This window comes from Bartonella florencae, from assembly GCF_000312525.1.
GTDB lineage: Bacteria > Pseudomonadota > Alphaproteobacteria > Rhizobiales > Rhizobiaceae > Bartonella > Bartonella florencae.
In genome coordinates, this window is the sequence record NZ_HE997453.1 from 204,163 (window position 1) to 224,814 (window position 20,652).

General features: G+C 37.6%; 15 protein-coding genes and 1 pseudogene. 6 read left to right on the forward strand and 10 right to left on the reverse strand.

From position 1 onward, the window contains the following. Nucleotides 1–55 precede the first annotated feature (55 nt). Nucleotides 56–904 (reverse strand): S49 family peptidase, encoded by an 849-nt coding sequence (locus BN202_RS06385; protein WP_019219787.1) that lies wholly within the window; start codon nucleotides 902–904, stop codon nucleotides 56–58. A gap of 190 nt (nucleotides 905–1,094) precedes the next feature. Further along, the gene (locus BN202_RS06390; RefSeq protein ID WP_019219788.1) at nucleotides 1,095–1,886 is read right to left on the reverse strand and encodes a tRNA1(Val) (adenine(37)-N6)-methyltransferase; all 792 of its coding nucleotides are present in this window, start codon (nucleotides 1,884–1,886) and stop codon (nucleotides 1,095–1,097) included. Between the two features lie 258 nt (nucleotides 1,887–2,144). Between BN202_RS06390 and BN202_RS06395 the strand changes: the two genes are divergently transcribed. The 4 genes from BN202_RS06395 to glyS all read left to right on the forward strand — a co-directional run bounded on the left by BN202_RS06395 (nucleotide 2,145) and on the right by glyS (nucleotide 8,219). Further along, the gene (locus tag BN202_RS06395; protein ID WP_019219789.1) at nucleotides 2,145–3,161 is read left to right on the forward strand and encodes a polyprenyl synthetase family protein; all 1,017 of its coding nucleotides are present in this window, start codon (nucleotides 2,145–2,147) and stop codon (nucleotides 3,159–3,161) included. Between the two features lie 94 nt (nucleotides 3,162–3,255). Further along, nucleotides 3,256–4,947, forward strand: coding sequence for a tetratricopeptide repeat protein (locus BN202_RS06400; RefSeq protein WP_019219790.1), 1,692 nt, complete (start codon nucleotides 3,256–3,258; stop codon nucleotides 4,945–4,947). 105 nt (nucleotides 4,948–5,052) lie between these two features. After that, on the forward strand, nucleotides 5,053–5,997 hold the full coding sequence (locus BN202_RS06405; RefSeq protein ID WP_019219791.1) for a glycine--tRNA ligase subunit alpha: 945 nt from the start codon (nucleotides 5,053–5,055) through the stop codon (nucleotides 5,995–5,997). Continuing rightward, nucleotides 5,997–8,219 (forward strand): glycine--tRNA ligase subunit beta, encoded by a 2,223-nt coding sequence (gene glyS / locus BN202_RS06410; protein ID WP_019219792.1) that lies wholly within the window; start codon nucleotides 5,997–5,999, stop codon nucleotides 8,217–8,219. The genes BN202_RS06405 and glyS overlap by 1 nt, the downstream gene beginning before the upstream one ends. Nucleotides 8,220–8,939: 720 nt before the next feature. Here the strand turns inward: glyS and BN202_RS06415 are convergent. The 8 genes and pseudogenes from BN202_RS06415 to BN202_RS06450 all read right to left on the reverse strand — a co-directional run bounded on the left by BN202_RS06415 (nucleotide 8,940) and on the right by BN202_RS06450 (nucleotide 16,751). After that, the gene (locus tag BN202_RS06415; RefSeq protein ID WP_019219793.1) at nucleotides 8,940–9,434 is read right to left on the reverse strand and encodes a F0F1 ATP synthase subunit B; all 495 of its coding nucleotides are present in this window, start codon (nucleotides 9,432–9,434) and stop codon (nucleotides 8,940–8,942) included. Nucleotides 9,435–9,445: 11 nt separating this feature from the next. After that, nucleotides 9,446–10,012 carry a F0F1 ATP synthase subunit B gene (locus tag BN202_RS06420; protein ID WP_019219794.1) on the reverse strand — a complete coding sequence of 189 codons (567 nt, stop codon included), beginning with the start codon at nucleotides 10,010–10,012 and terminating at the stop codon, nucleotides 9,446–9,448. Between the two features lie 132 nt (nucleotides 10,013–10,144). Then, nucleotides 10,145–10,375, reverse strand: coding sequence for a F0F1 ATP synthase subunit C (locus tag BN202_RS06425; protein WP_006589457.1), 231 nt, complete (start codon nucleotides 10,373–10,375; stop codon nucleotides 10,145–10,147). Nucleotides 10,376–10,430: 55 nt separating this feature from the next. Next, nucleotides 10,431–11,189: a F0F1 ATP synthase subunit A gene (locus BN202_RS06430; RefSeq protein WP_034987688.1), complete on the reverse strand. Its 759-nt coding sequence runs from the start codon at nucleotides 11,187–11,189 to the stop codon at nucleotides 10,431–10,433. Nucleotides 11,190–11,196: 7 nt separating this feature from the next. Beyond that, on the reverse strand, nucleotides 11,197–11,625 hold the full coding sequence (locus BN202_RS06435; RefSeq protein WP_019219796.1) for an AtpZ/AtpI family protein: 429 nt from the start codon (nucleotides 11,623–11,625) through the stop codon (nucleotides 11,197–11,199). A 760-nt stretch (nucleotides 11,626–12,385) separates the two neighbouring features. Beyond that, a pseudogene (der, locus tag BN202_RS06440) lies at nucleotides 12,386–13,814 on the reverse strand (ribosome biogenesis GTPase Der). Nucleotides 13,815–13,825: 11 nt separating this feature from the next. Continuing rightward, complete coding sequence (locus tag BN202_RS06445) at nucleotides 13,826–14,497, reverse strand: DUF2659 family protein (protein ID WP_019219797.1); 672 nt, start codon at nucleotides 14,495–14,497, stop codon at nucleotides 13,826–13,828. 481 nt (nucleotides 14,498–14,978) lie between these two features. Then, nucleotides 14,979–16,751, reverse strand: coding sequence for an SLC13 family permease (locus BN202_RS06450; protein WP_034987691.1), 1,773 nt, complete (start codon nucleotides 16,749–16,751; stop codon nucleotides 14,979–14,981). A 354-nt stretch (nucleotides 16,752–17,105) separates the two neighbouring features. On the opposite strand from BN202_RS06450, the gene BN202_RS06455 reads away from it, so the two are divergent. After that, the gene (locus tag BN202_RS06455; RefSeq protein ID WP_034987695.1) at nucleotides 17,106–18,797 is read left to right on the forward strand and encodes a hypothetical protein; all 1,692 of its coding nucleotides are present in this window, start codon (nucleotides 17,106–17,108) and stop codon (nucleotides 18,795–18,797) included. A gap of 153 nt (nucleotides 18,798–18,950) precedes the next feature. Next, nucleotides 18,951–20,309: a Na+/H+ antiporter NhaA gene (gene nhaA / locus BN202_RS06460; RefSeq protein ID WP_019219801.1), complete on the forward strand. Its 1,359-nt coding sequence runs from the start codon at nucleotides 18,951–18,953 to the stop codon at nucleotides 20,307–20,309. The last annotated feature ends 343 nt before the right edge of the window (nucleotides 20,310–20,652 follow it).

Here is a 20,652-nt window from a genome sequence, read left to right on the forward strand (position 1 = left end):
TGTTTTTAGGCAAAATTACTCGCTCTGTTGAGCATCTATCAAATTGCATTTCCTATCATAAACCATAATGTTGCCAAAGTGCACGCTCTTGTAATGCCGTTAATGCATTGTCAACCGCTGTATAAGTCGCATGAGCAGTAATTCCTGAAGAAATTTTAGGCCCTAACAGGCTTTTTGGAGGTGTAATTAAACGAAGCTTTGTATCATCCCCAAACCGTTCCTTAATAACAGAACGTATATCATTTAGTCCATCGACAAGGCCAAGTTCAACACCTTTCTTTCCACTCCAAAACATTCCTGTAAAGATATCTGAATCATTTGATAACTTGCCTGCACGCCGCTCCTTTACCAAATCAATAAAAGTTTGATGCACTTCAAGTTGTAGAGATTTCAAATGGTCAATATCAGCTTTTTTTTCAGGCTGAAATGGATCTAGTGTAACCTTATTCTTTCCTGCTGTGTAAACGCGCCGCTCCACACCAATTTTCTTCAAAAGCTCAGGAAAACCAAAAGATGCAGAAACAACCCCTATAGAGCCAACAATCGAAGAAGGATCAGCAAAAATCTCATCCCCCGCACAAGCAATCATATAACCACCCGATGCGGCTATATCTTCAATAAAGACAAGAACCTGCTTATTTTTTTCTTCTGCCAAATCACGGATACGCTTGAAAATAAAACGTGATTGCACCGGCGAACCACCAGGAGAATTGATAACAATTGCAACAGCCGGTGCATTTTTGTACGCAAAAGCCTTGTCTAAAAGATTGGCACACTTACCCAATGAGAGTGTACGCGATATTGATGTTGTAGAATCCATAATCGCCCCATGAAGGCGCACCACAGGAATGACAAGTTTATTAGAAAAAAAACGGGATGGAATAAGATTTTTTATAACGTCCATCAAAACAAAACTTCCTTATAAGCTAGGGGAAAAGGCAAGGTAGTAAAAAAGGCAGAGCATAACCAAACACAAAAGTGCCTAAATAACTCCAAAATACAAAGTCAAATCCCAATTCATCCAAAATTAAAATATCCTTAAATAGTCAAAAGCTAAATATAAACTTAAATAATAAACTGGAAAATACAAGATATCATTTTAAAAGTTCCCACAAACTTATACATCCATTATTGATTGCATCAATCCGCGATGAAAAAGCATGCCCTTCATCCTTATGTATAACCAACGCCGGTAAAATCGATAAAGCTGTTCTACTGCCTCGTCTTGCATAACATAAAATACGAATTGCCGCCGTTGAGGCACGTGCATGAACAGGAATGATACAGACACCACCAAAGCGACCTTCTAAAGCAAGCAAGATGTCATTGAGCGATTGCGGGCGTGCAATGAGCCCTAAATATCCACCTGGCTTAACAATTGCTGCTGCACTTCGAAACCAATGATCAAACATTGCTTCAGGCATAACATGAGCTTCAAACTTTTGTTCATCAGGTGTTTTGCGATCTGCGGGATTGTTAAAAGGTGGATTCATAATGGCAAAATCAAAAAAATTATCCACCAATCCTGCTTTTAAGCGATTTTTTCCTTTCAAAGTAACATCTGCTTTTAAAAAACAAACCCGCTCAGCAACTTTTTCATTTTGTTTTAGCATAAGTGTTTTTTGTGCATACGATGCCATAAAAGATGAGCGTTCAACCAATGTAACCTCAACGTGCAAACAACGTGAAGCAACCGCTAACCCTGCTGCTCCAGCCCCTGCCCCTAAATCAACAACCTTGCCTTTTAAATTAGTGGGAACCAAACTGGCTAATAACATAGCGTCCATCCCAGAGCGGTGACCATATCCGCGTGGTTGAACCAAATAAAACTTTCCACGATGAAAACTGTCTATTGTTTCATCACTCTGATTCGCCGTTTTATCCATTTGAAAGCCTAATGTTCATTATCAACTGAACTTTTCTTATCAATGACCACTTAAATAAAGCTGTTGCAAATTTCTTCCTTAAACCTCATAGAAACAAAATTATACAAGTTTTTCAAATATACTCTTGCAAATATCATCCAAAGTTTACACTTCAAAAATAGCATCAAAAGCTTGAGTCAAAACAAAACCCCCTTTATGCTAATGTTTGAGAAAATAGAATTCATAAATGTTCATTGCAATACTCTAGGAGTCAACATATTGAGTGTAGCTACAAAACTAGATCAAACAGAAAACAATCAAATGTCCCTCCAATACCTCATTAGTCTTACAAAAAGTGATATGGAGCATGTAAATCAATTTATCCTCTCTATGGCAAAATCAGAAGTTGAAATGATCCCTGAAATTTCCAATCATCTTATTTCATCAGGTGGGAAACGACTACGCCCAATGATCACATTAGCTTCTGCTCACATGTTCGGCTATCAACATGATGGGCATGTAAGACTTGCAACAGCCGTTGAATTTATGCACACGGCAACCTTATTACACGATGATGTAATTGATGAAAGTGATTTAAGACGTGGAAAATCTACCGCACGAATGATTTGGGGAAATCAAGCAAGCGTACTTGTTGGTGATTTTTTGTTGGGACAAGCTTTTAAAATGATGGTTGATGTTGGTTCTATAGAAGCACTCTCTGTCCTTGCAAATGCTGCTGCAATTATTGCTGAGGGGGAAGTTATGCAACTTTCTGCCGCAAAACACATTGAAACTAGTGCTTCAGACTATCTTAAAGTCATCAATGCAAAAACAGCAGCGCTTTTTTCAGCTGCCGCTGAAGTCGGACCAATTATTGCTGGCTATGGAGAAAAAGAGCGTTCTGCATTGCGTGAATATGGCACATCGTTAGGATTAGCTTTCCAATTGATTGATGATGCGCTTGACTATGGTGGTGCAACTCAAAACTTGGGAAAAAACATCGGAGATGATTTTAGAGAGGGAAAAATCACAATGCCTGTTATCCTCGCATATGCACGTAGTAATACGGTGGAAAAAGCATTCTGGAAACAAGCTCTTGAAAACGAACATAACGATAATGAAGCCTTCGTACACGCACAGCACTTGATAGAAAAATATGATGGCCTTACAGATACAATAGAGCAAGCACGCATCTATGGAATACGTGCAGTCGATGCTCTTGCTCCCATGAATAAAAATCCTGCTCACAAAGCTCTTGTTGAAGCTGTTGATTTTTGTATAGCACGCGTAAACTGATTCTTTGCAAGAATCATGGTATTGTTCAACAAAATAACTGAAAATGATCTATAAATTATACAATCGATTGATCATCTTGAAAAGGATTAACTCTATGTGCAGCGCAACAGTATTCCGCTTTTTGACGTTCTTTACTGCGGGTATCATGCTGATGCCATCAGCCACTTATAGCAAAATCAACGCTCCTATAAATACAAACTCGTTTACAGGTGCCTATTTAGCTGGAAGAGTGGCCAATCACGAAAATAAAACAGATCTTGCCATCAATTATTTTAAACAAGCTCTCGTTTATAAGCCTCGTAATATTGAAACTCAAAAAGAGCTCCTTGAAGCAATGCTTTCGCTTGGAAACTTTAAAGAAGCTGTTCAGCAAGCTCAAAAACTTAAAGAGCAAGGTGTTATAACTCCCTTTGTTTCCTTGACGTTGTCGGTAGAAAGTCTCATTAAAAAAGACTACAAAAATGCCCAACTTCTTTTGCAATTAAAAGAACCTCCTGCACTCAATAATCCAATACCTGAACTCATCGGTGCATGGATCACATTTGGATCTGGACAAGAATCTCAAGCAATTGCTACTCTCGAAAAAGTCAAAGGGCCCATTTGGTATAATCTTTTTATACATTATCATCTCGCGCTTATGAATGACCTTGCAGAGCGTACAGAAGAGGCAAAAAAATATTTTATACAAGCGCTCACTAACAAACAAGGAAATCTTATAGCTCCCAACACTTATGAACGTATTGTGATAGCATACGCCTCATTCCAATTGCGCCATAATATGCGTAATCAAGCTCTTCAAACTATCAAGCATGGCGAACAAATGCTGTCAGGCCGAGAAGTTCTTAAAAATATCCGAGAAAAAATTGAAAAAAGTGCTTCCTTAGAAAGGTTGGTTAAAACCCCCCAACAGGGAGCAGGTGAAGTATTGTATAACTTTGGAACAGCTCTCAACCACAGAAACTCAGGACAAATTGCACGTATTTTCAAACAATTATCTTTTTCCTTATACCCTCAAAATGACGCGACACTATTCCAGCTCGCACATATTTCTGCCCAATTAGATAATCCTTATCAAGCAATTAAACTTTATCGTGCTTTATCACCTAAATCTCCTTATTATAGAGATGGGCAGCTTCAACTTGCACTTCTGCTTGCAAAAAATAATAATTACAAAGAAGCTATTAAATTACTCACCTTATTAAGAAAAAAATTCCCAAATGATCGCCCTATTTTGATAACGTTGGCTGCTTTTTATATACAATATAATAAATTTTTAGAAGCTACTCAAACGTTGAATTATGCCATTGCACAGATACAAAATTTTCAACGAGATGACTGGAAGCTTTTTTATCAACGTGGAATTGCTTTCGAACGTTTAGATCAATGGACGAAAGCAGAGATTGATCTGCGAAAAGCACTTGAATTTTTCCCAGATCAACCGCAAGTTCTTAATTATTTAGGCTATTCACTTGTTGAGCGTAGTCAAAAGCTTGAAGAATCGCTCCACATGCTGCAGAAAGCTTCTACGTTACAATCAAAAAACAGTTACATCTTGGACTCTCTAGGGTGGGCCTATTATAAGCTTAAACAGTATGACAAAGCCGTTCAAATATTAGAAAATGCAGTCAAATTGCAACCCGAAGATCCAACATTAAATGACCATTTAGGTGATGCCTATTGGCAAATTGGGCGCAAACGTGAAGCAATTTTTCAGTGGAATCATGCAATTGATGGAGAAGCAAAAGACTCCGCAAAAATCCGAAAAAAATTGAAATTTGGCTTATAATAAACAACGATGCTTGACCATAAGCATATGAAACAATAGACAAGTATAAAGACTAAATTTCCTTTGGTCGCTGTCTATGAATTAAAAATCTAAAGAGTATAAAGCGTGAAATCACCTGAACATCTCAATCCCAAGCGTTCTTTTCAGGGACTTATCTTAACTTTGCAAAATTATTGGGCCCATTATGGATGTGCAATTTTGCAACCTTACGATATGGAAGTGGGAGCTGGAACTTTTCACCCCGCAACAACACTGCGCTCTTTGGGACCACGCCCTTGGAAAGTCGCTTATGTTCAACCTTCTCGGCGCCCAACAGATGGACGATATGGTAAAAATCCAAATCGTTTACAGCATTATTATCAGTTTCAAGTACTCCTCAAACCTTCTCCCCCCAATTTACAAGAACTTTATATCAAGTCGCTACAAGCCATTGGTCTTGATACAAAACTTCATGATATTCGTTTTGTTGAAGATGATTGGGAAAGCCCAACACTAGGTGCTTGGGGGCTGGGATGGGAGTGCTGGTGTGATGGAATGGAAATTTCTCAATTCACCTATTTTCAACAGATTTGTGGCATTGAATGCGCTCCAGTTTCAGGAGAAATCACCTATGGGCTTGAGCGTTTGGCAATGTATATCCAAGGTGTTGATAACGTCTATGATCTTAATTTTAATGGTTTAGACGGAGAAGACAAAATAAGTTATAGAGATATTTTTTTACAAACAGAACAGGAATATTCATACTATAATTTTGAATTTGCTGATACCAAACTTCTACATCAGCATTTTATCGACGCTGAACATGAGTGTATTACACTTCTTGAAGCTGGCAAACCAAATAATGAAAATGATCGACATCTATGTGTTTTTCCAGCTTATGACCAATGTATTAAAGCCAGCCACATCTTTAATCTTTTACAGGCACGTGGCGTTATTTCTGTGACTGAACGACAGAGTTATATACTTCGCGTTCGTGATCTTGCTCGTCGCTGTGGAGAAGCCTTTTTGCGTACCGAAGCTGGCCAAATACATACTAAAGGAAAAGCCTGATGTCTGATCTTCTCCTTGAACTTTTCAGTGAAGAAATCCCTGCACGCATGCAACGAAAAGCCGCTGCTGATCTCAAGAAATGTGTGACGGATCAACTTGTAGATGCAGGTTTAACCTATAAAGCTGCCCGTGAATATTGGACACCGCGTCGACTAACATTGGACATACGAGGGCTCTCTCTAAATTCAAAAGATATCCATGAAGAACGGAGAGGACCCAGTACAAAATCACCACAGCATGTGATTGATGGATTTCTACGCTCAACTGGGCTCCGTGATATTTCTGAAGCACATATTGCACATGATCGTAAAAAGGGTGATTTTTATATCGCTAAAATCATTAAAAAAGGGCGGTGTGCAGAAGAAATTATTGCTGATATTATACCGAATATTATTCGCAATTTCCCATGGCCAAAATCTATGCGCTGGGGAAAAGATTCAGAAAAAAGCGGAGCGCTAAAATGGATTCGCTCTTTACAGAATATTCTTTGCGTCTTCGGGCCAGAAATTGGCGCAACACACGTTATTCCCTTTACCATTGGTTCCCTTAAAAGCAATAATTTGACCTATGGCCATCGCTTCTTAAGTGACGGAGAACCACTCGAAATTCGCCGCTTTGAGGATTATAACAGCAAACTTGAAGCCCATAAAGTCATCCTTGATGCGGAAAGGCGAAAGAATATTATTTTGGCAGATGCTCAAAATCTTTGTTTTGCAAATGGTTTAGAGCTGGTGCAAGATAATGCTCTCTTAGAGGAAGTTGCAGGTCTTGTTGAGTGGCCTGTTGTTCTTATGGGAAGTTTTGACAAATCTTTCCTTGATATTCCTCCAGAAATTATTCGTTTAACCATTCGGACCAATCAAAAATGTTTTGTAACGAAAAAACAAGGTGAAAAAGTTCAACTTTCTCCTTATTTTGTTCTTGTTTCTAATATCCTTGCAAGCGATGAAGGTAAGGAAATTTCTAAGGGAAATAGTAAAGTCGTTCATGCCCGTCTTTCCGATGCACTCTATTTTTGGCATACAGATCAGCATGATTTGCCCGATCTTAAAAACTTGGAATCTTCTGTAAGAAAATTTGATCTTGATTTAAAGAAACCTCTCGATCAAAGAATGGCACGACTTGATCATTTAAATGTAACTTTTCATGCCAAATTAGGTACACAAGGTGCAAGAGTAGAGCGCATCGCTGCACTCGCACAAGAAATTGCACCTTTGGTACAAACTGATCCTCTTTTAGCAAAACGTGCTGCAATTCTTGCAAAAGCTGATTTACAATCAGAAGTTGTAGGGGAGTTTCCTGAACTGCAAGGAATCATGGGACGAAAATATGCCCTTCTTCAAGGAGAAGATCCTCGTATAGCTGAAGCAATAGAAGATCACTATAAACCCGTAGGACCAACAGATCGTATTCCGCAAGAACCTCTTGCTATAGCAGTTGCACTGGCTGATAAAATCGACATGATTGTCTGTTTTTGGCTCATTGATGAAAAACCTACCAGCTCAAAAGATCCCTATGCATTAAGACGAGCAGCATTAGGAATCATTAGGCTTGTGCTTTCACGTGACTGGAAAATTAATCTTATACCTTTGTTTCATTTGGCAGCGAATCTTTTCTTACAACAAACAAATAAATACAAGATATCTCAAAAAGAAGATACGCAATCGTTAACTCATCTTCTGGAAAAAACAGAATATGTTTTATCAGATCTGTTAGTTTTTTTTCATGAACGTTTAAAAATCTATCTCAAAGAGGAAGGTGCCCGTTATGATGCCCTTGAAGCAGTCTTAAATAAAGATGCTGATGATTTTTTGCTTGTCGCACGTCACGTTGAAGCACTCATCGCTTTCATTAATACAAGTGAGGGGAACAGCTTTTTAACCGCTGTAAAGCGTACTGGAAATATTCTTGAGAATGAATTTCAAAAAGGTGCTATAATAACAAATAGTATTAACCCTGAATTCTTTATGGAAAAAGAAGAGAAACAACTCTATCAAGCAATCATTGAGACAGAAAGCAAAATTGCCAATCACATTACTGCAACAGGCTTATCACAGACACTCAATACACTTGCGCCCCTCGGAAAAGTTATTGATATATTTTTCGAGAAAGTGTTGGTCAACGATAAGGATGCTCGTATTCGTACTAATCGTCTTGCTCTTCTTGGACGTATCCATACAATGACACAAACAGTAGCAGACTTCTCAAAACTTGTAATTTAAAATTTATCCCCCCTCAACTAAAAAATAATAAAATAGAACTCTTTTATTTTGGGGCACAGCTCGTTATTAAATATAAAAAACATTATGGGAAAATTTCAGCATAAAGTTTAAAAGAATTTTAATTTGCTGTAGAATTATAATGTAAATGGTATGTTTGGGTCCCTTGCTCACTTAAGGGGATAAGATCCCTATAAGTATTAATTTGTAAACAGTTCCATTTCTCTTCGGAAGTTGCTGCTTATCTAACCATTTGTAAATTTATCAATATAAAACATATTAATTTTACAATTATAATTTATTATTTTATGTATTTGAATGAGAAGCTCTCACTTCAAACTCTCTTCATGGTAAACAAACCTTTTCCTATACCTCACAGAAGAAGTTGATATATAGACAAAAACTCTTTGAAAAAAGAGTAAAATAAGTCTCTTATAAAATCACTCAATACAAGAAAAGTTAGCAATGTTTTGCCTTCATCAATAAAATGATAAAGAAAAGCTTGTATCTTCATAAAGGTAAAGAGTAGCCATTCTAGCAAATCTATCTTATTCCCTTTATGGACAAACAGAAGAGCTTAAGATTTCTCTCTTAATATTTATTTCTGAATGAAGCGTATAAACTAAATAACCGCAAGATAAATTTGGAATAAATAAAGAATCCAATCACAAAAAAGGAATCTGCTGCAAAAAATCAAACTCTTTAGCATAGCCCAAGCTATGATTAATTAAGATACGTTTTCATTTTTGTGAGAGTCTCTTCACAAAGCGACTCCTTAATAAGTTCATTTGCTTTGTTAGAATCTAATTCTTTGGCAATAAGCGCACGAGCAACAGAAACTGCTAAATCAATGGCAGATGCAGAAACCATGCGTATCGCATCGGCTTCCGCTTGAGCAATTTTTTGCTCTGCCAACCTATTGCGATTCTTTACATATTCTTCTGCTTTTGTACGAGCCTCAGCAATCACAGATGCAACTTCATGCTTAGCTGCTGCGATAATTTCTTGTGCATCCTTCTCTGCTTCTGCATGTTTACGCTGATATTCAGCCAACAACTCCTGTGCCTCTTCACGAAGACGAAGAGCCTCATCAAGTTCATCTTTGATACGTTTTGCTCGCGCATCAAGATGGCTCATCGCCATTTGTGGAATTTTAAAATAGACCAAAAGAACCAAAAAAAGAACTAGCCCAACAAAAGCCCAAAAAGTATCCGTCATTTTTGTATCCTTTAGTAATCCGCAGCTTTCACAACAGAATGAACAGTTTCTTTACTCACATCAACATCAATCAATTTTTTTACAATTTCAAGAGCGACTTCTTCGGCAATTACACCAACATTTTGCATAGCTTTATCGCGTATTTTTGCGATCTTTTTTTCAGCATCTGTTAGCTTTTTCTCTAAACTTGCTTCAATTTCCTTTCGTTCAAGTTCAGCTTTTTCTTTTATTTCCTCACCAGCAGCTTGCGCTATCACATATGCTTGAGAACGCGCTTCTGCTAATTTGCGCTCATAAGTTTCAACCACAGTATCAGCTTCCTGCTTCATACGCATTGCCTGATCTAAATCAGATGCGATTCGATCCCGACGTGTTTCAATAACACCACCAATGCGTGGTACAATCACACGAGAAATGAAAAGATAAAAAAGCCCAAAAGAAATTATCAACCAAAAAAGATGTGAACCAAAATGCACAAAATCAAACGGCGGAAATACACGATCTGCATGTCCTGCAGCATTCTTGATATGCCCTATTGATGTTTCAGTGGTCTGTGCATAAGCGTTGGAAACAAACATCCTCTTTTATCCTTCAAACAACTTAATGAAAAGTCCTTACACTGACGACAAATTACTAACGTCCCTGCTGCTAAAGCCAAAAGGGCATGTCTACCTCTCAAAGAAAATCGACATACCCTTGCTTAGAAGTGGCTAAACCGCAAAAAGAAGCAACAAAGCAATGAGCAATGAAAAAATACCCAAAGCTTCTGTCACAGCAAAACCAAAAACTAGGCGACCAAATTGACTATCAGCTGCTGATGGATTGCGTAAAGCACCAGAAAGATAGCTACCAAAAATATTTCCAAGCCCTAAAGCTGTTCCTGCCATGCCAAAGCAAGCCAGACCAGCACCAATATATTTTGCTGCAAGCACTAATTCCATATTATTCTCCTTTAAAAGCGAAATTGTACCATTCGACGGAAAACCGCCAGTTTTATTAATGTCCTGGATGAACTGCATCATTAAGATACATACAAGTTAAAACCGTAAAGACATAAGCTTGAAGAAATGCAACCAAAAATTCAAGAGCAGTAATCGCTACGGTCATAATAAGCGGTAAAACTGAACCGCCAATGCCTACGATTCCTACCCCAATCATTGAAACAACAAAACCAGAAAATACTTTGAGGGTAATATGACCAGCAAGCATATTAGCAAAAAGACGAAGTGAGAGACTGATGGGACGAGAGAGAAAAGAAATGACCTCAATCATCGTCACAAGAGGCAAAATCATAATAGGCACACCACTGGGGACAAACAGTTTTAAAAAACCAATTCCATGTTTATAGAAACCATAACCAATCACCGTTAAAATAACCAACATTGCCAGTGAAAAGGTGATCATAATCTGAGAAGTAACCGTATAAAAATAGGGGAAAAGACCTATAAAATTAGCAACCAAAATAAAACTAAACAGAGAAAAAACTAAAGGAAAAAATCGCATTCCCTGCACCCCAGACGATTCTCGCAAAGTTGATGCTACAAATTCATACGCTATTTCCGAAAGAGACTGCATTCGTGTGGGAACCAACCCACGACTCGATGATGAAAGGAAAAGAAAAACTGAAGTTACAACAACTGTGGCCACTATAAAAAATGATACATTTGTAAATGAAAAATCCATATTCCCTATGGAAATCTTAATCAGTCTTGTAATCTCAAACTGATGAATAGGATCTGGAGCGTGTGATGTCACTTCAACCTCATTTATCGGACCTTTTATCATTGGCCCTTTTATCTTGGCGCAATACGCCTTTTTTCTCTAATTGACTGGGAGCAATATACCCCACAGACCGAAGAATACTCAATACACCAGCAGCAAATCCAAGAAAAAGAAAAAACACCAACCCCCATGGTAATGAACCTGCTATCTTGTCAAACCCCAACCCCAATACAACCCCTACAATGATACTTGCCAGAAACTCACTAGAAAGCTTAACTGCACGTGCGATTCCACTTTGTTGCTCTCCTCTCGTATTATTATACTCCCGCTTCTTTAATGCCTGTTTACGCATTAAAGCTAAACCTAATTTCTGACTACGGCATTCCAAATCCTCTGAATGAAAACACTCTCCCTGCTCTTCTCCTTTAGCCTTATCTTCTGGCACAATGGGTTCTTTGCCCTTTGCCATCAACAGCTCCTTAGTCAAAAAGCTAGAGTGAAAATGTATTTTATCAAATTATGAGCATCATATTGTTCGCGAATTTATTCGTCAAGACGCTAAAAGGAATCTATCACAATTTATCGCAATAAATAATGTGCCTTCAATTTGATAAACCTCAATCACTCTACATCTTGCAAATAATTATCGCTAAACTTGCAGATAATGCGTTGTTGCATCCCTTTAACAAACGATGCCCTATTCTTACTAGCATCACTCTCAAACATGTTGAAAGAACATTTTTTAGAAATAACTGGAATGTTATATGTTATCCATCATTCATGAATAAAAATAGTTCCCATGAGAAATTTCCAATTTAAAAGCACAAAAACAGGACTGCATCAAAACTTTAAACACGAACACTTCATCACTTTGTATAAATGCAATCAATTTAAAATCCTTCTTTTTATAAGTGAAGATTGATGGATTTTTAAAAATATTTTTGCTTTTATTTGAATAGGTTATTTTTAAATTCGTCTTTTTGTTCAACAATTCTAGCTACAGAAAGTTTTTACAAAAATCAGCATTATAATGCGTTTTTCCTGCCTTTGATTATTACACTGGCTCTACATGAAGAATGCTTTCTTAAAAGAATTATGTCTTTGCTTTTATTCAAAGCTCATAGCTTTAAATCTGTTGAAATGATTAATTTATTTTTGCTATTCAAGTATCATAATTTATGCAATAAACTTACTTTTTAACGGGCTCTTATCGTTGAAAGAGGGAAGAATTATTTCTTTTTGGATCGTGCTGTAAAAGGATTGTCAGATGTGCGTAACGATATGCGAATGGGTACACCAAGCATATCAAATGTATCACGTAATCCATTGGACAGATAACGCAAATAGGATTGAGGCATGACCTTTGGTCGCGAACAAGAAAGCATAAATCCAGGAGGACGTGTTTTAACCTGTGTGATATATTTCACCTTAAGACGACGTCCCGAAATTGCAGGTGGTGGATGATGTGCTACAACAGTTTCAAGCCATTGATTTAATTTTGCCGTAGAAATGCGACGATTCCATACACGGTGCATCGTCATGACATTTTCCATCAATTTATCAATCCCTTGACCATATTGGCCCGATAAAGGAACTGCTCTCAAACCACGAACTTGAGGGAGAAGACGGCTACACTTTTCATGCAAATCAATCAACGTTGGCTGACTATTTTCAATAAGATCCCACTTATTAAAAGCAATAAGTGGAACGCGCCCTTCACGAATCACAAGATCAGCAATTTGTAAATCTTGCTTTTCAAAAGGTGCAGTTGCATCAAGAACAATCACTACCACTTCTGCAAAACGAATAGCACGTAAAGTATCGGCAACAGAAAGTTTTTCTAATTTTTCTTGAATTTTTTGATTTTCGACGCAAGCCTGCAGTATCAAAAAGTTTAATATGACGACCATGCCATTCCCAATCTACGGAAATAGAATCACGTGTAAGCCCCGCTTCAGGTCCTGTTAATAATCGCTCTTGTTTTAACATACTATTGATGAGCGTTGATTTTCCTGTATTTGGACGCCCTGCAATTGCAATCCGAATAGGCTTATGTTCATCATAAATAAGCCCTTCCTCCTGCAAATCTTCCACATCATCACCAACAGAAGCAGGCTGAACAGCACTATACTTTTCTTCATTGTTGCTTCCAAAAGCGTAATCTCTGCCAACAGCCTCTACAATTGCATCACGAAGATCGCTCAGCCCCAAACCATGTTCAGCAGATATTGGACAAGGCTCTCCTAAACCTAATGACCATGCTTCATACTCTCCCCCTTTGGCTGCTTTTGACTCAGTTTTATTAGCAACAAGTATAATTGGTTTGCCTGACTTGCGCACAAGTGAAGCAAAATTTAAATCACTCGGCGTTATTCCGCTTTTTGCATCAAACATAAATAAAACAAGATCTGCTTCATCAATAGCCGCTTTGGTCTGAGAACGCATACGGCCTTCCAGTGTATGATCACCTGCCTCTTCCAACCCAGCCGTATCAATCACATCAAAACGCAAATCTTGAAGTTTGCCCGCATGAATACGTCGATCACGTGTAACGCCTGGCTGATCATCAACCAACGCCAATTTTTGCCCAACCAAACGGTTAAAGAGTGTTGATTTCCCAACATTGGGGCGACCAACTATAGCAATGGTAAGGCTCATAAATTTATCCCTTATTTGCTATTTGCCTTGCCTTCGGCTTGCATAAGCTCAAGCATTATTCGTGCTCGATCTATAGCTTTTGATCTCAACACACCTTCTGCAAAAATTTTCTGAAAATAATCAACAGCCTCATCAATCTTCCCTGCTTTATAGGCAGCTAAACCTAAAGCTTCCCTTGCAGACAGACGCATAGGATCAATATCATTTGCTATATCTTTGATGCGCTTTTCCACATCAGCTAAGGTCCCTGTATCAACCAAAATATAAGCAGCCCGAATTTTTGCAACTTTTCGTAAAATTTGCGGAGCTCCTTTATCAGCGGCAACAGAATCAAAAATCTCCACCGATTTTACAGCATCACCTTGTTCCATGAACAAAGAAGCCTCACGTAAACGAGCAAGAAAAGGATATCCACCAAAATGAGAGGCTTTAACAGTTTCCAATTGCTTTACGGCCTCATCAAAATGACGTGTGTCCGCAAGATCAAGACTCTTTACAAATATATCACCAATATAACCAGCTTTCTTTATTTGCTGATAATGGTAAATTTGATAAGCAACTATCATGAGTATAAAAAGAACAGCTGCTCCAATAATTGAAAAACCATAACGTCTCCAAAAAGCAAGAGCCTTTTCTTGACGAAATTCCGCATTCACTTCAGCAATAAAACTATCATACGACATATATCATACCTTGAAAAAAGTTACTTTATCTGTGCTTTTACGCATAAATGGACAAAGATGGTAGCCCTAATTCACTAAAAAATTTAAAATTTCTAACTCCTTCGTCTTAAATCCATGTGTACCCAAATCGCTTGGAGTTTTACAAATATACCAACCCCAAACGATGTCACGGCTTTTTGGTTCACATTACAGTTTTTTACCTCTTTAAATTTTAGAAAAATTATCATCGCTTTAATGTCTACCATGTCACGCTTAATGATATATAATATTCAAGAGTTATTCTTCATTCTCTCCTCGTAGCTATAGGGGGTACTTTAAAAAACTCAAAAGCAATAATTATTAATTGTTGAGTGATAATAAGGAGGCAGTTCATTAAAAAACCAAAAATCAAGCAAAGCTCTTTTCATAAATTCTCTCTTTTCAACTTAAACCTTTATCCGATAAAAAAACTTTTGTAACCGAGACAGTTTCTAAAAACATTTTATTGCAAGGGCCAAATCCACATAAGCATTGGAACGGCAACAATGACCACCAATACCGCTAGTGGTGCACCAAATCGCGGGTAATCACTAAAACGATATCCGCCTGGTGCCATCACGAGCATATTACTTTGATGTCCAATAGGGGTGAGAAACTCACACCCCGCACCAATAGCAACAGCCATCAGAAAAGCTTCAGGTTTATAATGAAGAGAATGTGCAAAACTTGATGCGATTGGGGCTACCATCATCACTGTCGCGGCATTATTTAAAAATGGCGTTACCAACATGGCTGTCACCAACATAATTGCTAATGCACCAGATGGTGGGAAAAATACCGCCAAATGGCTAAGCCATTGACCTATGAGATCCGTACATCCTGTCTTCTCTAGTGCCGCACTAACAGGAATAAGAGTTGCTAATAGGACTAATATTTGGCCATCTAATGCTTGATATAGATCACGTGCTGGCAAAACGCGAAAAATAACCATTGCAGCGGCAGCAGAAAAAAAAGCAAAGGCAACAGGAACAATATGAAAAGCCGTAAAAATGATCGCTATAAAGAGAATAGCTAAAGAAATGAAACCATGACGTAAGTTAGCAAATACGATATTACGTTTAGCCAAGGGCAAACATTTCAATTCCCGTAATAAATTAGGAATAAGCATATCCTGCCCTTGCAAAACAATCACATCTCCAAGATGGAAAATAATATCACTAAGCCTTCCCCGTATCCTTTCATGTTGGCGACTTAACGCAAGAAAATTTACATCATAGCGATCAAAGAGTGAGAACTCTTTCGCACTGATGCCAATAAGAGGAGAATTATGTGTGATAACGGCCTCAATAATATCAATGTCGCTGTCCTTATCACCCGCTGGAATCGTTCGACCAGTAGAAAACTCTAAACGAGCAGAATTCATCACACTATCTAGTCCTGTATGCGAACCTTCCAGCAAAACAATATCGTTTTCAGATAAAACAAAATCTGGCAGTGGTGAAATAGAGACATTGTTTCTGATGATTTGAAGCACCATAACATCACCCCCTGATGGCTTAACCAAATCAATAATAGTTTTTCCTATAATTGGTGAATTCGTTGGAATATGTACTTCCGAAACATAGTTACGAATATCAATCGCATCATCAAACGATACACCTGAACGTATCCGCTTAGGTAAAAGCCAAGAAAAAAACACCACATATAATACACCAGCAGTAGCAACAGCTGCCCCAACCGGTGTAAAATCAAACATAGTAAAAGATGTTCCCGTTAAACGCTCTTGCATAGCTGAAATAACAACGTTTGGAGAAGTCCCTATCTGTGTCATAAGACCACCTAACAAAGAACCAAATGCCATAGGCATCAAAAAAACAGAAGGTGAAACCTGAGAACGACGAGCAAATTGAAAAGCAATCGGCAGCATGATAGCCAAAGCGCCAATATTTTTCACAAACATTGACAGAAATACTACAGAAAGAACCAAAAAAGCCAATTGAAAGCGTACTGATTTCACATCTGGCCATAGCCGTTGGATAATAAATTCCATAATACCAGAACGTGATACAGCCGTACTGACAACAAATACACTTCCCACAATAACCACAATATCATTACTAAAACCGCTAAACGCCTCCTTCGGGCTGACAAGACCAACGGCACAAGCAATCAATAACGTACAAATAGCAACAAGATCATAACGGAACCTATCCCAAATAAAAACAATCATCATGAGACCAATGATAGAAAACGCCATTATTTGATCTTCTGTCATGACACCCATTTCTCCCCATTAGATTACAATAAACTAAAATATATTTTTAACTGTTCCTATAAATAGCAGCAAGATAAAAGCTGACATGAGAACACTTTAAAAATAATTGAATGATAAACATAATTGTAATTTACATAGACTTCCCTATTATGAAATGATTTTTATAAAATGCTGAAATTAAAGAAAATTGGTGACAGATAATAAAAGCGTATTGCCAAAAAGACGAGAATGATTCTACATGTACAAAGCGGGTGAGATGGATAACTGATTGGTGCATGCCATATCTGAGCCTTTATTGTTGCTTAAAAGAACTTGTCTATATTCTCATATCAAGTGAAAGCGGAAGAAGAAAAAATGGTCAATCTTAATGGTGCACATCAGGGAAAACTAAAATACTGGTTAACATGCATTATTGGTTTTTTTGCTATTTTGCTCATCGTCTTTGTCGGTGGTTTTTATATGGCGAAACCATACCTTAACAGTTTTGTAAAACGGGAAATAGCACGCCGTTCTATAAAAGCAGAAACATCTGATGTTAGCATTATAGGCAAAGTTAATTTGACAAATGTTACACTCCCCGTCCCTGCCGGTGTATCCCTTAAAATTGGTGCTCTTTCCGCACGCCCCCCTATTTCTTTTATTCCTGGCACTTTTACATTTTACAATGTCGATTTACAGTATAAAAATATCCATGTGAAAATTCCGCAAATTTCTCTCAATAGTGTCTTTTTAAAAGAAAAAGATAGCACACTCACATCACGCCTTTTGCAATCAATTATGCGTATTGAACTTGCCTCAATTGTTGCTCCGGATATACAGCTTTCTGTAAAAAATGCGGATAAACAAGTCGAAAAATTAGAGATAAAGAATTTTCAGCTTTCTAATTTTAAAAAGGGGCATATTGGTTCTATGAGTATCAAAAACATGAACCTGACAACAATTGCTGCAAATGGTGCTAAACACACGCATCTTACTGCTAAAAGTGATGCAATAAAAGCACATGATCTTGATATCAATTACGCATATTCTATCATTTTTGGAAACAATAATTCTATCAATCAAGGGAAAACCGTTACTGGCCCCATTTCTCTCAAAAATATCAGAGTTGATCTTTTTGAGAAGACAGAGAAAAATGCTTCTTTTTCTCTCGCCCAGTTTAAAACATCTGGTCTAAAAATGAAACCGCTTGAACAAACACCTGAAAAATTGATCAAAACTTACCTCAACGCAAGGAAAGAAAATAATCAGGTCGCTGAAAAAACAGCACGAAATGGTATTCTTCTCAACATACTGCTCGCTATTACTTCTGCTGATGCTAAGGTTGATCATGTTAGCGTTGATATACCACAGTTTAAAGCAACACTTGAATCGTTCCGGTTTGAACCAAGCTTGTGGAAACAGCCTATACCGAAAAAACTGCTTCTTTCTGTCGAGAATTTTTCAATTTTACCGAAAAAACTAGAAGAAAAAGATCGCGACTTGCTCAAAAAAATAAATCTTGAACGCTTTGATATTTCAGGAAAAGTGGATATTTCTTATGATGATAAAAAGCGTATGCTTTTTCTTAATACCATGTCTTTCAATATAAAAGATATTGGTTCTGGAAAAATATCCGCTAAAGTTATTGATGTTGATGAAAAACTCTTCTCTGGTCAGAAAAATGTAATGATCACTGCCTCTCAAAATATTGGTATTAATGACATTGATATCCGCTATACAGATGCTGGTTTTATTGATAAGCTTTTTTCTTATCTTGCAAAAAATCTTAATGATAACAAACATGATCTCAAAAAAGAACTCTATAGCTATTTTTATCTGATGATGACACAAAGCCCAAAACTGCTGCTGAAAAACCATGATGAAGCAGAAAAAATTTCAAAATCTTTTGGTGATTTTGCTAACAATCCTCAAACATTGAGCATTAAAATTGAAGCGAAAGACGATAAAGGACTTACGATAACTGATCTTCAGTCTGCTCTACAAAATGATTTGTCCACAGTTTTGAACAAAGTGCATCTTGTAGTCAAAAATCAAGCATCGCCTTAAAAAATATATTCCGTTCTAAATATGATGATTTTGTCTATAAATTTAATGGCTTTATTCCTCTTTTTGCTTTTGTATGATAAAGAAGAGCAACCTACAAAGTCATTTACATTAAAGAATATATATTCGTAAAATTGTCGATAGTTGGAGTTGTTCATGTCTGATTTATCTTCAAATCGCTTGCCTAACCGCGCTTCTCGTGTCACAAATCAAGCACTTTCCGCTATCGAGCGTTTTCTCCATATTGAAGCTCTTAGTGGTGTCGTTCTTTTATTGGCTGCTGCTGCTGCACTCATTTTTGCCAATTCTCAATATGCCTCTCTCTATGAGTCTTTTTGGCATACACCTTTTGGCTTTAGCTTTGGTCATTTCTCCCTCTCATGGGATTTACATTTCTGGGTTAACGATGCTCTCATGACTGTCTTTTTTCTCGTAGCAGGAATGGAAATTCGACGTGAAATTCATGAAGGTGCTCTTGCCGATTTTAAACAAGCAATTTTGCCGATTGTTGCTGCAATAGGTGGAGTATGTCTTCCTGCAATTATTTATCTCAGCTTTAACTTAAACGGAGGACATACACATGGTTGGGCTGTGCCAACAGCAACAGATATTGCCTTTGCACTCGGTATTTTGGCTCTTCTTGGGAAAAAAATCCCTTCTAACCTTCATATCATTCTTTTGTCTTTAGCAATTATTGATGATATTATCGCTGTTCTCATTATTGCTTTCTTCTACTCAACGAACATTGATCCTAGTGGTCTTATTATTGCCGCAGCAGGTGTTGCTTTGGTGTTGTTTTTTCAATGGATTGGACTCGCATCGGCATGGCTGTACATTCTACCTAGTACAATCATCTGGTGGGGCTTAATGGCAACAGGTATTCATCCATCACTTGCTGGCGTGATTTTAGGTATGATGACTCCTGTTTACCCTACCCGTACCCTTGTTGCACCACTCACCATGCTCAGCAATGCAATGCAAGTCCTTCAAGAAAAAAATAGCAAAACAGATCTGCATCATATCTCAACCGCATTGAAAAAAATGCGTAAAGGGCAACGTGATATGATTGCACCAGTAACACGCGTTCAAAAGGCGTTGCACCCATGGGTTGCGTACGGTGTTATGCCAATTTTTGCTTTTGCAAATGCTGGTGTTAGTTTTGCAAATTTTGATCTTTCTTCTCATGAATCATTCTTGATTGTGCTCGGTGTTGTTATTGGTCTTTTTGTCGGAAAACCCTTTGGTATTATTGCCGCCAGTTATCTAGCAGTAAAATCAGGACTCTGTCGTCTGCCACCTCAAATGACATGGGCAGGCATCTTACTCATTGGGTTTTTAGCAGGAATTGGCTTTACAATGTCTATCTTTGTTTCAATGCTTGCTTTTAAGGATATTATCCTTCTTGATTCTGCAAAAATTGGTGTCCTTTGTGGATCTGGTTTATCTGCTCTTGTCGGTCTTGGATATGGTGTCATTTACATCAAGCGCAATAAAAAAGTTCATAGTGCTCAATAAACCAACCCCTCATCTGCCTTGCTATACTGATCTTTTAGCATAGCCAAGGCTTTACTTACAATTTTTGAAATGGGTGTATTTTCTTGCCGGAATGTTTTTATCTTATATTATCATCGGTTAAATGAATAATCTGAAGATCTTCAACAAAACATTAAGAACCTTTTTGTTGTTTCATCGATCAGAGTAAGAATATTAAACCTCAAAAAGAGTTGCTTTTATTACCGCCTCTGTTCTTAGCTTATTCTCCGTACTAAAATATATCTTTGCATATGTCTACAGCTCGTTTTTATATCGCTATATTAGTATCTAAGAGAAAGGAAATATCATTTCACGGCAGAAATTG

What these genes read in the sequence shown, in the direction of transcription:
- BN202_RS06385 (WP_019219787.1), bottom strand. Translation starts at nt 904, where the DNA reads ATGGACGTTATAAAAAATCTTATTCCATCCCGTTTTTTTTCTAATAAA.
- BN202_RS06390 (WP_019219788.1), bottom strand. Translation starts at nt 1,886, where the DNA reads ATGGATAAAACGGCGAATCAGAGTGATGAAACAATAGACAGTTTTCAT.
- BN202_RS06400 (WP_019219790.1), top strand. Translation starts at nt 3,256, where the DNA reads ATGTGCAGCGCAACAGTATTCCGCTTTTTGACGTTCTTTACTGCGGGT.
- glyS (WP_019219792.1), top strand. Translation starts at nt 5,997, where the DNA reads ATGTCTGATCTTCTCCTTGAACTTTTCAGTGAAGAAATCCCTGCACGC.
- BN202_RS06415 (WP_019219793.1), bottom strand. Translation starts at nt 9,434, where the DNA reads ATGACGGATACTTTTTGGGCTTTTGTTGGGCTAGTTCTTTTTTTGGTT.
- BN202_RS06420 (WP_019219794.1), bottom strand. Translation starts at nt 10,012, where the DNA reads ATGTTTGTTTCCAACGCTTATGCACAGACCACTGAAACATCAATAGGG.
- BN202_RS06425 (WP_006589457.1), bottom strand. Translation starts at nt 10,375, where the DNA reads ATGGAATTAGTGCTTGCAGCAAAATATATTGGTGCTGGTCTGGCTTGC.
- BN202_RS06435 (WP_019219796.1), bottom strand. Translation starts at nt 11,625, where the DNA reads ATGGCAAAGGGCAAAGAACCCATTGTGCCAGAAGATAAGGCTAAAGGA.
- BN202_RS06445 (WP_019219797.1), bottom strand. Translation starts at nt 14,497, where the DNA reads ATGTCGTATGATAGTTTTATTGCTGAAGTGAATGCGGAATTTCGTCAA.
- BN202_RS06450 (WP_034987691.1), bottom strand. Translation starts at nt 16,751, where the DNA reads ATGACAGAAGATCAAATAATGGCGTTTTCTATCATTGGTCTCATGATG.
- BN202_RS06455 (WP_034987695.1), top strand. Translation starts at nt 17,106, where the DNA reads ATGGTCAATCTTAATGGTGCACATCAGGGAAAACTAAAATACTGGTTA.
- nhaA (WP_019219801.1), top strand. Translation starts at nt 18,951, where the DNA reads ATGTCTGATTTATCTTCAAATCGCTTGCCTAACCGCGCTTCTCGTGTC.